The following is a 12,370-nucleotide window of genomic DNA, read 5'->3' on the forward strand; positions in this document are numbered from 1 at the left end:
AGCGAAAATCGGCCCCAGCGAGGACAGTTTTTGCCGAATTTGCAGCCCCATAGCCGAGCTATGGGGCAAAAAGGCGGTTAAAAATGGACCGCTGCGGTCGATTTGCAGCCGACGATTTCCAAGTCCGACAGGCTCCTAGCGTCCCGCCACCCACATCGCAGCCATCAGCAGCCCGATCATCACGGGCTGGTGGAGCATGTAGTAGCTCAGGCTCCACTGCCCCAAAGCCGCTAGCGGCGCCAGCCTGGCGGGTAACGGTGTTCGGATCAAGCGCCTATCGGTGGACAGGAGCCATTGGCCGCAGGCAAGGCCCCACCACAGCACACCAAGCCAGGGGAACACCGGCACGTAATCTTCTGTGAAGGGCTTGCGAGTGACCAGACCAAGCCAGTTCAGCCACCGGCCGTTGAACGTTGACACGGATTCCGGCCACAACGCTGGCAAAGTCTGCTCAAACGCCCAGGGTAGCACCAGCGCTAGCAGCCCCGCCGGCCAGAGCCAGCGGCCCCAGCCCGCAGTGCACCGCGCAATCAGCAGCATCACTGCCATCCCGTGCAGCACGCCGAAATAGATGTAGCTGCCGGGGAACATGACGACGGAGCCGGCAGTCACGAGCAGGGCACAGGCCGCAATCTGCAGCCAGCGGCGACCAAAACGCTGCCAACCCTGAGCCTGGTGGATCGCAATGGACTGACCCAACCCGGCGCAGAACAAAAAAAGGCTCACGATGAGCGTGCGCTGTGTCGTCCACACGGGGTCTGCACGGAAGTTTTGCGGCCACAGCCCAAAATGGCTGAGGTCAAAGCAAAAGTGGAACAGCGTCATCCACACCATGGCCAGGCCCCGCAACGCATCTACCATCGGGTACCGCAGACCCGACGCAGCCATCAAAGTAGCGTCCGGGTAGTGACCAGAAAATGAGGATGGGTAGGCCATGAAGGCAGACTGGGCTGGGGCTTGGTGCGAAACGATGTCAAGCCCGATGGTACCGAACCCATGGTGCAGCCTTTGGCCGAGACTTACGGCTGACGGGCATCGGCAGCACCAACAAAAATGCCCTGCAGCACGGTACTACAGGGCATTGAAAAAATGGTCGGAGCGGCGGGATTCGAACTCGCGACCCTCTGCTCCCAAAGCAGATGCGCTACCAGGCTGCGCTACGCTCCGACAACTAGCATTCTAACCCGGGTATTCCATGGTTTCCGGCTCGACTCATGCTTTTTTGAATTTTTTAGCAGTTCGTCCGGACAACCATCCCAATCGTTTGCATGCTGGCAGTGCGCCCCGCAAGTCGAGCAGCCGAATCCGGCCGCAGAAGATCGATCAGCGACTGGACGATGGACCGGGACCACGGCCAGCGAGGTGACGGAAGGTGATCCGCCCCTTGCTCAGGTCGTAGGGAGACATCTCAAGCGACACTTTGTCGCCCGCCAGGATACGGATGTGGTGCTTGCGCATCTTGCCACCGGTGTAGGCAATCAACTGATGCCCATTTTCCAATGTGACGCGAAAACGCGAGTCGGGCAAGACTTCCGTGACGGAGCCCTGCATTTCAATCAGTTCTTCTTTGGCCATGATGATCTCTTCAATACAAATATTCGGTGACCTGCGGCTGACCGCCGGAGAACGCCGCCATCAGGCTCACCGCATGGTCGATGGTTGCTCGACACTCGAGGCAATGCGGGCGGGGGGTTCGCTGCACGCTTGGCGCAGATCAGGCAGGAGGCCGGCGAGCCGGCGTGGATGGACAGGCAAACGCTGTGCAAAACCGTCTAATTGTACCGCGCCCCACCACTTTTGCCTACGAACCGCCGCTTATGCAACTGGCGTGCCGACAGGCCCTGGCCCGCAACGCTGTGCGCAGCGGGCCGACGCTTCGGGTAAGCCATAGGTTTGCGCACTTGCTGCCCTGGGGTAAATTGATTGAAGCCTCAATAAAAACCCTAGCCATGACCTCACGTCGTCTCGTCATTCGCCGCAGCGCAGCCCTGGTTGCTGCAGCATCCAGTGGGCTGTTGCTGCCTTCCATCGTGCGGGCTCAGAGCAGCAAGGTGCGGGTCGGCTTGATGCTGCCGTACACCGGCACGTTTGCACAGCTTGGCGCGGCCATCGAAAACGGCGTCCGGCTGGCCATTGATCAACAGGGCGGCAAGCTGGGGGGCCGGGAGATCGAGTGGTTCAAGGTGGATGACGAATCCGAACCCAGCAAAGGCGTCGAAACCGCCAGCAAACTGGTGCAGCGCGACAAGGTGGACGTGCTCATCGGTACCGTGCATTCCGGCGTGCAGATGGGGATACAGAAAGTCGCCCGAGACACGGGCGTTCTCAACCTGATCCCCAACGCCGGCGTGCACGCAGCCACCCGAGCCCTGTGTGCGCCCAATGTGTTTCGCACATCGTTTAGCAACTCCCAACCGACGCTGGCGCTCGGCAAGGCCATGGTCGACCGGGGTCACAAAAAGGCGGTCTGGATCACCTGGAAATATGCCGCTGGTGACGAGGCCTTTGAAGGCTTCAAACAAAGCTACACCGCTGCTGGCGGCACCATTGTCAAGGAACTCGGGCTGCCGTTTCCCAACGTGGAGTTCCAAGCACTGCTCACCGAAATCGCCGCCATCAAACCCGACGCCGTGGCATGCTTTTTTGCGGGTGCTGGCGCCCCCAAGTTCATCCGCGACTACGCCGCGGCGGGCCTCAAAGACAAGATTCCGCTGTACGGTTCGGGCTTTCTGACCGAGGGCGCGCTGGATGCGGCCGGCCCGGCTGCCGAGGGCATCATCACCACCTTGCATTACAGCGACTCGCTGGAAACGCCGCGCAACCAGAAGTTCCGGCTGGAATATGCCAAGACCTTCCGCAGCCAGCCCGACGTGTACGCCGTGCAGGGTTACGACACCGGCCTGCTGCTCGTTCAGGGGGCCAATGCCGTCAAGGGCGATCTGTCGGCGAAGGCAGCCCTGTACAAGGCGATGGAGGGCGCCACCATCGACAGCCCGCGCGGCAAGTGGACGATGAGCAAGGCCCACAACCCGGTGCAGGACATCTATCTGCGCAGGGTCGAGAACAAGGAAAACAAGGTGATCGGCGTCGCCGCCAGGGCCCTGGCCGACAGCGGCGCCGGGTGCCGCTTGACCTGATACGGGCACGCACGACCTCCGCCGACCCGCCGTGTGGCCCGCAAGGGTCGCCGAGGCGTTCATAATTCGATGCAGCTTACGCGGGTGGCTGCGGCCCGCACCCGCTGGCACCCGCTGGCACCCGTGTTTTACCGCGTGCCGATCCTGCCTTCGTTCTTCCTACACCATGACGCTCAGCACCTACCTGCTCTACCTTGGCGCCGTTGCGCTGCTCGTGATCTCTCCCGGGCCTACCATGCTGATGTGCATGACGTACTCTCTGCAACACGGGCCCCGCAAGGCGCTGGCTGCTGCGGCCGGAAGCGTCTGCGCGGTGCTGGGCACCATGCTGCTGTCAGCGCTGGGGCTGGGTGCCCTGCTTGCTGCGTCCGAAACGGCGTTTTGGGCACTGAAGGCGCTTGGTGCCGTCTACCTGATCTGGCTGGGCGTCAAGACCTTCCGCAGCCAGAGTTCGGTGTTCGACCAGTTGCCCGCAGATGGCCGCAACGAGTCGACTACCGTCAGCACCCGTAAGCTCTTTGCCCGGGGGCTGATGGTGGGTGGCAGCAACCCCAAGGCCATCCTCTTTTTCACCGCATTCTTCCCGCAGTTCTTGGACCCTTCAGCCGCCTGGGCGCCGCAGTTTGCCGTGCTGGCCAGTACCTTCGTTGCCTTTGAATTTACCGTGCTCGCCCTGTGCGCAGCAGGCGTGGCCCGCCTGGCCCCCGTATTGCGACATGGCCACCGCATGCGCTGGTTCAACCGCGTCTCGGGTGGGCTGTTTGCCCTGATGGGGTCGCTGCTGCTGGCCACGCGCCGCGCGGCCTGACACCGGCAGCTCTGCCGGCGCAACGCCGCCCGGATGGACTTCGCCACCTTCCTCATCCAGCTGCTCAACAGCGTGCAGTATGGGCTGCTGCTGTTCATGCTGGCCGCGGGGCTGACGCTGATCTTCGGCATCATGGGCGTGGTCAACCTTGCCCATGGCAGCTTCTACATGCTGGGGGCCTACCTGGCCTACTCGCTATCGGCCCAGCTGGGCAGTCTGGCGGCAGCGATCGTCGTGGGTACGGCGCTGGCGGTGGTGTTTGGTCTGGCGCTGGAGTCACTGCTGTTCCGGCACTTCTACCATCGTGACCACCTGGACCAGGTGCTGCTGACCTTCGGCTTGATCTACATCTTTGAAGAGCTGCGCTCGATGCTCTGGGGGGACGATGTGCATGGCGTTCCCGTCCCGCAGGCGCTGGACTGGTCCGTTGCCCTGACGGACACCCTGTCCTACCCGGCTTACCGGCTCTTCATCTCGGGCGTGTGCATCGTGCTGGCCATAGCGATGTACCTGCTGATCTCCAGGACCCGACTGGGCATGAAGATCCGCGCTGGCGCGTTCAACCGCGACATGGCCGAGGCGCTGGGCGTGAACATCAAGCGCCTTCACGCCTTGGTGTTTGCGCTGGGCGTGGCTCTGGCCGCCTTGGCCGGCATGGTGGCTGCGCCAGTGTCCAGCGTGTACCCCAACATGGGATCGTCGGTCCTCATCATGTGCTTTGTCGTGGTGGTGATCGGGGGCATCGGCTCGGTGCGCGGAGCGCTGATCGCAGCCCTGCTTGTCGGTCTGGTCGATACCTTCGGCAAGGTATTGCTGCCTTCTGCCTCGGGGATGCTGGTCTACGTGCTGATGGCCGCCGTGCTGCTGTGGAAACCCGAGGGCCTGTTCAAGCAATGAGCACGCCCCGCGCGAACCTCGAAGTGCTGCCACGCAGCGTGCAGTTTGTGCTGGCACTGGGCGCCGCAGCGCTGGTGCTGTTCCCGCTGGTGGGCAGCGACTTTTATGTGCAGATGGTCACGCGGATGATGATCATGGGCATCTTTGCGATGAGCCTGGATCTGCTGCAGGGCGTGACGGGGCTGGTGTCACTGGGCCACGCGGCGTACTTTGGAGTGGCCGGGTACGCGCTGGCCTTCATGACGCCAGCCGATGCCCCAGCAAGTCTGTGGTGGACTCTGCCCCTGGCCATCCTTGGCTCGGGCCTGCTGGCCCTTGTCATCGGGTTCTTCGCGGTACGCACGCACGGCATTTACTTCATCATGGTGACGCTGGCGTTCGCGCAGATGGTGTTCTACCTGTTCTTTGATAACAAGGCGCTGGGCGGCTCGGACGGCATCTACATCCATTTCCGGCCCGACGCCAGCCTGTTTGGCTGGCTCCCGTTCGACCTCGAAGGCCGCAAGACTTTCTACTATTTCACGCTGGTGCTGATGGTGGGGGTGTATGGCCTGCTGCGCAGCATGCTGTGGAGCCCGCTGGGCCGCGCGCTGTCGGGCATCCGCATCAACGAACACCGCATGCGCGCCTTGGGTTTTGGCACGCGCGCCTACAAGCTCACGGCATTCACCGTGGCCGGTGCGCTCGCCGGGCTGGCCGGCTACCTGTGGGGCGCGCAGACGGGCTATGTCAACCCCGAGCTGATGGGGTTTCACATGAGCGCCCACGCCATCATGATGGTCATCCTGGGTGGCATGGGGAACTTTGCCGGCGCCATCGTGGGCGCTTTTGCGTTCGAGTACCTGCTGCATGTCTTCAAAGACATCACCAAACACTGGCAGCTGCTGATGGGCGGCTTCATTGTGCTGGTCGTGCTGACCGCGCCACGCGGATTGCTGGGCCTCATGACACACCTGCGCGGGGCCTCGCGACCACCGGCAGCGCCCCCGGTTCAGGGCGATCACCATGGATGAGCTGCTCCTGTCCGCACGCGGCCTGACCAAGCGCTTTGGCGGTCTGGCAGCCGTCAACGGCGTCTCGGTCACCCTGCACCGTGGTCGCATCCACGCGGTCATCGGTCCCAACGGTGCGGGCAAATCAACGCTTACCAATCTGCTCAGTGGCGACCTGCCACCGACCGCAGGCAGCGTGACGCTGGGCAGCACCGACGTGACCGGCTGGACACCCGAGCGCATCTCGCGGCAGGGCCTGGGGCGCAGCTACCAGAAGACCAATATTTTCATGCCCCTGACCGTGCACGAAAACGTACGCCTGGCAGCCCAGTCCCGCGAACCCCAGCAGCCCTGGAACCCGCTGCGCTGGCTTTCGGATACGCGCGCTGATGCTATCAAAAACAGAGCTATCGGCACAAGACTGGAGAGCGCGATCGAGCTTTCTGGCTTAATAAACCGGCGCATGACGATTGCCGGGACCTTGAGCCACGGCGAGCAGCGCCAGCTGGAGATCGCCATGACGCTGGCCACCGAGCCTGCGGTACTGTTGCTCGATGAGCCCCTGGCCGGCATGGGCGTGGCCGAGGCGCAGCGCATGGTCGAGCTGCTCCACCGCATCAAGCCAGCGCACGCGATCATGCTGGTCGAGCATGACATGGACGCCGTGTTTGCCCTGGCCGACCAGTTGACCGTGATGGTCAATGGCGAAGTCATCGCCCATGGCGCGCCAGCGGATGTTCGCAGTAACGCCGCCGTGCAGGCAGCCTACCTGGGGGAGGATCACTGACATGGCCCAAGTGACTTGCAGCCAACTCGGGTACCCAGGCCGCGCAACCCGCAGCGAGGCATTGCGATGAGTGAACCCTGGATCGACGCCCGGGGGCTACACACCCACTATGGCTCCAGCCACATCCTGCATGGGGTCGACTTCCGCATCGGCCAGGGGGAGACGATGGGGCTGATGGGACGCAACGGCATGGGCAAGAGCACCCTGCTCAAGACCCTGGTGGGTCTGGTCAGGCCCACCAGCGGCACGGTGCGTGTGGCGGGCCGCGACATGACCGGACGCCCACCCTATGAGGTGGCCCGGATGGGTATTGCGTACGTGCCCGAGGGTCGGGGCATCTTCGGCAACCTGAGCGTGCGCGAGAACCTGGTGATGGCCGCGCGGCCCGGCCGGGCCAACGACATGGCAGGCAGCGCGAAACGCCGCGACGACTGGACTTTTGACCGCGTGATGGACACCTTTCCGCGCCTGAAAGAGCGCCTGGGGCATGGTGGTCAGCAGCTCAGCGGCGGCGAGCAACAAATGCTGACGATCGGCCGCGCGCTGATGACCAACCCCGACGTGCTCATCCTGGACGAAGCCACCGAGGGGCTGGCGCCACTGATTGCCCGCGAGATCTGGCGCATCTGCCGCCTCATCAAGGAAAGCGGCATCAGCAGCGTGATCGTGGACAAAAACTGGAAGCACGTCACGCAAATCACCGATCGCAACATCATCCTGCTCAAAGGTCAGGTGGTGTTTGAAGGCAGCTCGGCTGCGCTGCATGCGCAGCCCGCGTTGCTGGAGCAGTACCTGGGCGTTTGAGGTCCGCCAGATGGCGGCCCAGGACATGCCGGGGGCCGCAGCACAGTGTCAGTACCCCAGGCATTCAGCCTAAAAACGGCAGTTGGATGCATTTGCCAGCGCTGCTGTTGTGGCGCCAGGCAAGGCGCGACGACGCGGCAGGCTCGTGCCTGCAAGGAGGAGCAACACCGCATGGCGCTCCAAAAGCGGTGCTGGCAAGTGCATAGCGCTGTCACCCCAAAGGTGAGGCTGCAAAAACAACCCAAGGCCCGAGTCCACGCGGTGTGCGGCAAGATGACAAGCGGTCAACTGCCGTTTTAGGTTGATAACAAAAACAGCCGGTTGCGCTCGAAGACAGGGGCTTTTAAGCTATTAATTAAATAGCAAATGCAAGCCCTTCACACCTGCATGTTCATGATGTCGGTATAGGCCTGCACCATGCGGTTGCGCACATGCAGCGTCGCCTGAAAGCCGATCTGGGCCTTCTGGATGGCGACCATGGTCTCTTCCAGGCTGACGGAAGGGTTCTCCATCTGAACCTCCTTTTGCAGATCCGCAGAGCGGTTCTGGGCGGCGCTCACGGACTGCAGGGCGCCTTTGAGCGCGCCCGAGAAGCCAACTTGGTTGTCTTCGGCTTGCGGCGCTGCAGCACGACGCGTCAGGCCGGCTCCCGTGAGGGGGGCTGTTGAGCTTGAAATGCGAAGGTCCATGGCAAGTCCGTAGGGAATGGCGGTATGCTGGGTATCCTAGACATCGCTGGCCAGGCCATCGCGCGGAATTGATGGCCAAACCAGCGCCTTATCTAGCGAACATTTCGGGCTTGCAGCCGAATAATCGGTGACAAGCCCAGGTCTGTTGACGGGCAGGACTTCATGGAACGCAAGATGTCTGCAGTTGCTCAAATGCCTATCGCTATCTCGCCTGGCGGCCCTTCGTGGCTGCAGCGGCTGTCCGCGCTGGATCGGGCCCAGCGCATGCGCTTTGGGGTCGGTGTGGTACTGCTGGTGGGCGTGGCTCTGGCCGCCATCTTCTACGGCCGACAGGCGGACTACCGGGTGCTGTTTGCCAACCTCAATGACAAGGACGGTGGCGCCATCGTGGCCCAGTTGTCCCAGATGAACGTGCCCTACAAGCATGCCGACGGCGGCGGTGCCATCCTGATTCCGGCAGACCGGGTGCACGACGTGCGCCTGCGACTGGCCACCCAGGGCTTGCCCAAGGGCTCGGTCACGGGGTTCGAGCTCATGGAGTCGAGCAAATTCGGGATGACCCAGTTTCAGGAGCGCCTGAACTTCCAGCGTGGCCTGGAGGGGGAGCTCACCCGGTCGATTCAGGCGCTGTCGTCGGTGCAGGGGGCGCGGGTGCATCTGGCGCTGCCCAATCAGAACGGCTTTTTTCGCGAGCAGCAAAAGCCGTCGGCGTCCGTGCTGGTGAGCCTGCATCCCGGCCGCGTTCTGGACCGTGCCCAGCTGGCCGGCATCGTGCATCTGGTGGCGTCAAGCGTGCCGGAGCTGACCCCGTCCTCAGTGAGCGTTTTGGACGATACCGGCAAGCTGCTGTCGCAATCGCCCGAGGGCGGTTCGGGTGCCGAGGTCAATGCACAGCAGCTTCTTTATGTGCAGCAGCTCGAGCAGCAGTACACCCGCCGCATCATGGATATCCTCGAGCCGGTGGTCGGGCGCGACAACGTCAAGGCGCAGGTCACGGCCGAGGTGGATTTCACGCAGACCGAATCGACGTCGGAGCAGTTCCGGCCCAACCAGACGGCCGATGCGGGTGCCATTCGCAGCCAGCAGGTGCTGGAAAGCCGGGGCAGCGCCAACAAGACGGCGACCGGGGTTCCGGGTGCTGTGGCCAACCAGCCACCCGGGCAAGCTGCCGCGCCCATCAATGGCGCCAACCCCGCCCCCAACGCTGCAGGACAGCAGGGTACGGAGGAGCAGACCAGTAAACGCGAGTCCACGACCAACTACGAGGTGGACAAGACCGTGCGCGTCACCCGTGCAAGCACAGGCACCGTCAAGCGCTTGAGCGCGGCGGTGGTCGTGAACTACCAGTCCACCGAAGAAAAGGGCAAGGTGGTCACCAAGGCCCTGACGCCCGAGCAGGTGGAGCAGATGACGGCCCTCGTGCGAGAGACCATTGGGTTCAACCGTGATCGTGGCGACTCGGTCAATTTGATGAACACGCCTTTCCAGGTCACGGTGCTTCCGACGACCGAGCTTCCACTTTGGAAGCAGCGCGAAGTCATCGACCTGGCCCGAAGCCTGGCCTGGCCGTTGGGCGCAGTGCTTTTTGCGGCACTGGTGCTGCTGGGCCTGGTGCGTCCCGCCCTCAAGAGTGTGCCGGTCGATCAGTCCAAGGCTGCGCCCGTGCCCGGCGCTCAGTTGGATGCCCTGGAGGCCGAGACGCCCGAGCGCCCCGCACTGCCGTCGCCGACCCGAAAGAACGAAGCCGCTGTGGCCACGCCGGAGCAACTGCGCCTGGAGGATGCCCGGATTCTTGCCAAGGAAAATCCTACGGCAGTGGCCAATATCCTGAAGATCTGGCTCAATGGCGATGTTGCCTGACGGCCCATCTGAATAACGACCATGGACGACCAAGGACTCCACGATGCCGCGATCATGCTGATGTCCCTCGGCGAGGAAGAAGCGGCCGAGGTCTTCAAGCATTTCTCGCCCAAAGAGGTGCAAAAGCTGGGCGAAACCATTGCCCGCATGCGCTCTGTCTCCCGCGAAAAGGTGGACGAGGTCATCAACAAGTTCTCGAACGCTGCGGCTGCACAGAGCCTGCTGGTTTCCGACACGGGCAACTACGTGCGTGCGGTGCTCAAGCGAGCCCTGGGCGACGACAAGGCCGGGCTGCTGATCGACCGGATCTTGCAGGGTGGGGACGTCTCGGGGATCGAAAGCCTCAAATGGATGGACCCGCTTTCGGTGGCCGAGTTGCTGCGCAACGAGCATCCACAAATCGTCGCTGCCATCCTGGTACACCTGGACAGCGATCAGGCCTCAGGCATCCTGATGCACCTGACCGATCGCCAGCGCAGCGAAATCCTTTTGCGGGTTGCCACGCTCGAGGGTATCCAGCCCACGGCCCTCAAGGACCTCAACGAGGTGCTCTTCAAGGTGCTTGCCGGCGGAGACAAGATACGCAAGAGCTCTTTGGGCGGCGTCAAGGCTGCGGCCGAGATCATCAACCTCTTGGGCGGCAACATGGATGCGGTGGTGCTGGAGTCCATCCGTGGCTACGACCCCGACCTGGCGCAGAAGATCATGGACAAGATGTTCGTGTTCGAAGACATCCTCAAGCTCGACGACAAGTCCATCCAGACGGTGCTCAAGGAAGTTGCTTCCGAAACCCTCATCGTGGCGCTCAAGGGGGCGGTGCCAGAGCTGCGCGAAAAGTTTTTGTCCAACATGTCGTCCCGCGCTGCCGAGGCCATGCGCGAGGACCTGGAATCGCGTGGTCCCATGCGTCTGTCAGAGGTCGAGGCGCAGCAAAAGGAAATTCTGAAGACGGTACGGCGACTGTCCGACGAGGGCCAAATCTTGATTTCTTCGGGTGGCGACGATGCCTTCGTCTAGTCAGCGCGCCTATTCTCGTTTCATCCCCAGCGAAGAAGTGGGCAGTGTCACGCATTGGAAATTCGGTGCGATGGATGGCTCAGATCTTCTGCAAGCGCCGGCAGGGGATGCTGAAGACGAAGACGCGGCTCGCGAGAGAGAGGAACTTGCCCGGCAAGCGCTGGTGCAGCAGGCCCGCGATGAAGCCTATGCACAGGGGTACGCGCAAGGGCAGGCAGAGGCGGCGCTGGAATGGCAGCGCCGCATGGATGAATACATTGCAAACCAGGGGCAGCAAGCCGCTGAGCGCCTCCAGGGCGTGATGGGCGCGCTTGATACCAACCTCTCTGCCCTGCAGCAGGACATGGCCCAGCAGATGCTGGAGCTTGCCTGCGATATCGCGCGTCAGGTGGTCCGCCAGGAGGTCTCGGGCAACCCCAACGCCCTGCTGCCGGTGGTAAGAGAGGCGCTGAAGATGCTGGTGAGCGAAGGGCGGCCGACGGTTGTCAGGCTCAATCCGGTGGATCTGGATGCTGTCGCCGCGGCCCTGTCTGAGGACGCTGGCGCACCAGGTTTGCGCTGGATCGGCGAACCGGCCGTTGCGCCGGGCGGCTGCCTTGTTGAATCGTCGGGCACGGTGATCGACGCTACGCTGGGCAAGCGCTGGGCGCGTGCGGTTGCTTTGCTGGGATTGGATTCCCCCTGGCAGGAGGAACCAACTGATGCCCGTTGAAACATCGTCGTCGTGGATGAAGTTCATCACTGATGCGCGCTCGCGCGCCGCCCAAGACCCAGGCCTGGAGACACAGGGGACACTGACCCGGCTGGCGGGCCTCGTCCTCGAAGCCACCGGTATCCGCGTTCCAGTCGGCTCGCAGTGCATGGTGCAAATGCCTGGGCACGCACCCGTGCTGGCCGAGGTGGTGGGTTTCTCCGGCGATCGGGCCTTTCTGATGCCAGCGGGCGATATCCACGGTCTGTCCAGCGGCGCCAGCGTGGTGTCGGCAGCCCCGTACAGTCCTATCCCGCGCCTGGGCGAGCCAGCCGCGCCAATTCAACGCGCCGGCGTGCTTCGGTTGCCCATGGGTGACGGCCTGCTCGGCCGGGTCGTGGATGCACAAGGGGCGCCGCTGGACGGCCAGGGGCCTGTGATCAATGTCGTCTCCGAGCCGATGGATCGCCGTCAGATCAATGCCATGGACCGATCGCCGGTTCGCGAGACGCTGGATACCGGCGTTCGCGCCATCAACGCCTTGCTCACGGTGGGGCGCGGGCAGCGGCTGGGCTTGTTCGCGGGCTCGGGCGTGGGCAAGAGCGTGCTGCTCGGAATGATGGCCCGCTACACCCAGGCGGACGTCATCGTGGTCGGTCTGATTGGCGAGCGCGGCCGTGAGGTCAAG

The 12,370-nt window shown here is 63.1% G+C and carries 12 protein-coding genes, 1 tRNA gene and 1 pseudogene; 10 read left to right on the plus strand and 4 right to left on the minus strand.

The genetic code is table 11. The annotated features are described in order from the left end of the window. Window positions 1-135 precede the first annotated feature (135 nt). The 3 genes from ACK543_RS13870 to infA form a co-directional block, all read right to left on the minus strand. The gene (locus ACK543_RS13870) at window positions 136-888 is read right to left on the minus strand and encodes a heparan-alpha-glucosaminide N-acetyltransferase (protein ID WP_409943444.1); all 753 of its coding nucleotides are present in this window, start codon (window positions 886-888) and stop codon (window positions 136-138) included. Window positions 889-1,090: 202 nt separating this feature from the next. Continuing rightward, window positions 1,091-1,167, minus strand: a tRNA-Pro gene (locus ACK543_RS13875). 156 nt (window positions 1,168-1,323) lie between these two features. Next, a complete protein-coding gene (gene infA, locus ACK543_RS13880; RefSeq protein ID WP_409943433.1) occupies window positions 1,324-1,575 on the minus strand; it encodes a translation initiation factor IF-1 in 252 nt (83 codons plus the stop codon). Between the two features lie 374 nt (window positions 1,576-1,949). Here infA and ACK543_RS13885 point away from each other — a divergent pair, with 374 nt between their 5' ends. The 6 genes from ACK543_RS13885 to ACK543_RS13910 all read left to right on the plus strand — a co-directional run bounded on the left by ACK543_RS13885 (window position 1,950) and on the right by ACK543_RS13910 (window position 7,425). Further along, the gene (locus ACK543_RS13885) at window positions 1,950-3,137 is read left to right on the plus strand and encodes an ABC transporter substrate-binding protein (RefSeq protein ID WP_409943434.1); all 1,188 of its coding nucleotides are present in this window, start codon (window positions 1,950-1,952) and stop codon (window positions 3,135-3,137) included. Between the two features lie 166 nt (window positions 3,138-3,303). Beyond that, a complete protein-coding gene (locus tag ACK543_RS13890) occupies window positions 3,304-3,945 on the plus strand; it encodes a LysE family translocator (protein ID WP_409943435.1) in 642 nt (213 codons plus the stop codon). Between the two features lie 33 nt (window positions 3,946-3,978). Further along, on the plus strand, window positions 3,979-4,842 hold the full coding sequence (locus ACK543_RS13895; RefSeq protein ID WP_409943436.1) for a branched-chain amino acid ABC transporter permease: 864 nt from the start codon (window positions 3,979-3,981) through the stop codon (window positions 4,840-4,842). Further along, on the plus strand, window positions 4,839-5,855 hold the full coding sequence (locus ACK543_RS13900) for a branched-chain amino acid ABC transporter permease (protein ID WP_409943437.1): 1,017 nt from the start codon (window positions 4,839-4,841) through the stop codon (window positions 5,853-5,855). The genes ACK543_RS13895 and ACK543_RS13900 overlap by 4 nt, the downstream gene beginning before the upstream one ends. Next, entirely contained in the window at window positions 5,848-6,621 is a 774-nt protein-coding gene (locus ACK543_RS13905) for an ABC transporter ATP-binding protein (protein ID WP_409943438.1), read from the plus strand. Before ACK543_RS13900 ends, ACK543_RS13905 begins: the two co-directional genes overlap by 8 nt. A gap of 66 nt (window positions 6,622-6,687) precedes the next feature. After that, window positions 6,688-7,425 (plus strand): ABC transporter ATP-binding protein, encoded by a 738-nt coding sequence (locus ACK543_RS13910; protein WP_409943439.1) that lies wholly within the window; start codon window positions 6,688-6,690, stop codon window positions 7,423-7,425. 377 nt (window positions 7,426-7,802) lie between these two features. Here ACK543_RS13910 and fliE read toward each other — a convergent pair whose 3' ends face one another. Continuing rightward, window positions 7,803-8,114 (minus strand): flagellar hook-basal body complex protein FliE, encoded by a 312-nt coding sequence (gene fliE / locus ACK543_RS13915; RefSeq protein ID WP_409943440.1) that lies wholly within the window; start codon window positions 8,112-8,114, stop codon window positions 7,803-7,805. Between the two features lie 174 nt (window positions 8,115-8,288). Here fliE and fliF point away from each other — a divergent pair, with 174 nt between their 5' ends. The 4 genes and pseudogenes from fliF to ACK543_RS13935 form a co-directional block, all read left to right on the plus strand. Beyond that, the gene (gene fliF / locus ACK543_RS13920; protein ID WP_409943441.1) at window positions 8,289-9,974 is read left to right on the plus strand and encodes a flagellar basal-body MS-ring/collar protein FliF; all 1,686 of its coding nucleotides are present in this window, start codon (window positions 8,289-8,291) and stop codon (window positions 9,972-9,974) included. Between the two features lie 21 nt (window positions 9,975-9,995). Then, window positions 9,996-10,991, plus strand: a complete 996-nt coding sequence (fliG, locus tag ACK543_RS13925; RefSeq protein ID WP_409943442.1) for a flagellar motor switch protein FliG — start codon at window positions 9,996-9,998, stop codon at window positions 10,989-10,991. Continuing rightward, on the plus strand, window positions 10,978-11,703 hold the full coding sequence (locus ACK543_RS13930) for a FliH/SctL family protein (protein ID WP_409943443.1): 726 nt from the start codon (window positions 10,978-10,980) through the stop codon (window positions 11,701-11,703). Before fliG ends, ACK543_RS13930 begins: the two co-directional genes overlap by 14 nt. After that, window positions 11,693-12,370 (plus strand): annotated as a pseudogene (locus ACK543_RS13935) (flagellum-specific ATP synthase FliI); the annotation flags it as partial. The gene ACK543_RS13930 and the pseudogene ACK543_RS13935, both read left to right, overlap by 11 nt.

It is taken from the genome of Acidovorax sp. (genome assembly GCF_046341535.1).
In the GTDB taxonomy this organism is placed as follows: domain Bacteria; phylum Pseudomonadota; class Gammaproteobacteria; order Burkholderiales; family Burkholderiaceae_C; genus Acidovorax.

What these genes read in the sequence shown, in the direction of transcription:
- fliF (WP_409943441.1), top strand. Translation starts at nt 8,289, where the DNA reads ATGTCTGCAGTTGCTCAAATGCCTATCGCTATCTCGCCTGGCGGCCCT.
- ACK543_RS13890 (WP_409943435.1), top strand. Translation starts at nt 3,304, where the DNA reads ATGACGCTCAGCACCTACCTGCTCTACCTTGGCGCCGTTGCGCTGCTC.
- fliE (WP_409943440.1), bottom strand. Translation starts at nt 8,114, where the DNA reads ATGGACCTTCGCATTTCAAGCTCAACAGCCCCCCTCACGGGAGCCGGC.
- ACK543_RS13870 (WP_409943444.1), bottom strand. Translation starts at nt 888, where the DNA reads ATGGCTGCGTCGGGTCTGCGGTACCCGATGGTAGATGCGTTGCGGGGC.
- ACK543_RS13910 (WP_409943439.1), top strand. Translation starts at nt 6,688, where the DNA reads ATGAGTGAACCCTGGATCGACGCCCGGGGGCTACACACCCACTATGGC.
- ACK543_RS13900 (WP_409943437.1), top strand. Translation starts at nt 4,839, where the DNA reads ATGAGCACGCCCCGCGCGAACCTCGAAGTGCTGCCACGCAGCGTGCAG.
- fliG (WP_409943442.1), top strand. Translation starts at nt 9,996, where the DNA reads ATGGACGACCAAGGACTCCACGATGCCGCGATCATGCTGATGTCCCTC.
- ACK543_RS13885 (WP_409943434.1), top strand. Translation starts at nt 1,950, where the DNA reads ATGACCTCACGTCGTCTCGTCATTCGCCGCAGCGCAGCCCTGGTTGCT.
- ACK543_RS13905 (WP_409943438.1), top strand. Translation starts at nt 5,848, where the DNA reads ATGGATGAGCTGCTCCTGTCCGCACGCGGCCTGACCAAGCGCTTTGGC.
- infA (WP_409943433.1), bottom strand. Translation starts at nt 1,575, where the DNA reads ATGGCCAAAGAAGAACTGATTGAAATGCAGGGCTCCGTCACGGAAGTC.
- ACK543_RS13930 (WP_409943443.1), top strand. Translation starts at nt 10,978, where the DNA reads ATGCCTTCGTCTAGTCAGCGCGCCTATTCTCGTTTCATCCCCAGCGAA.
- ACK543_RS13895 (WP_409943436.1), top strand. Translation starts at nt 3,979, where the DNA reads ATGGACTTCGCCACCTTCCTCATCCAGCTGCTCAACAGCGTGCAGTAT.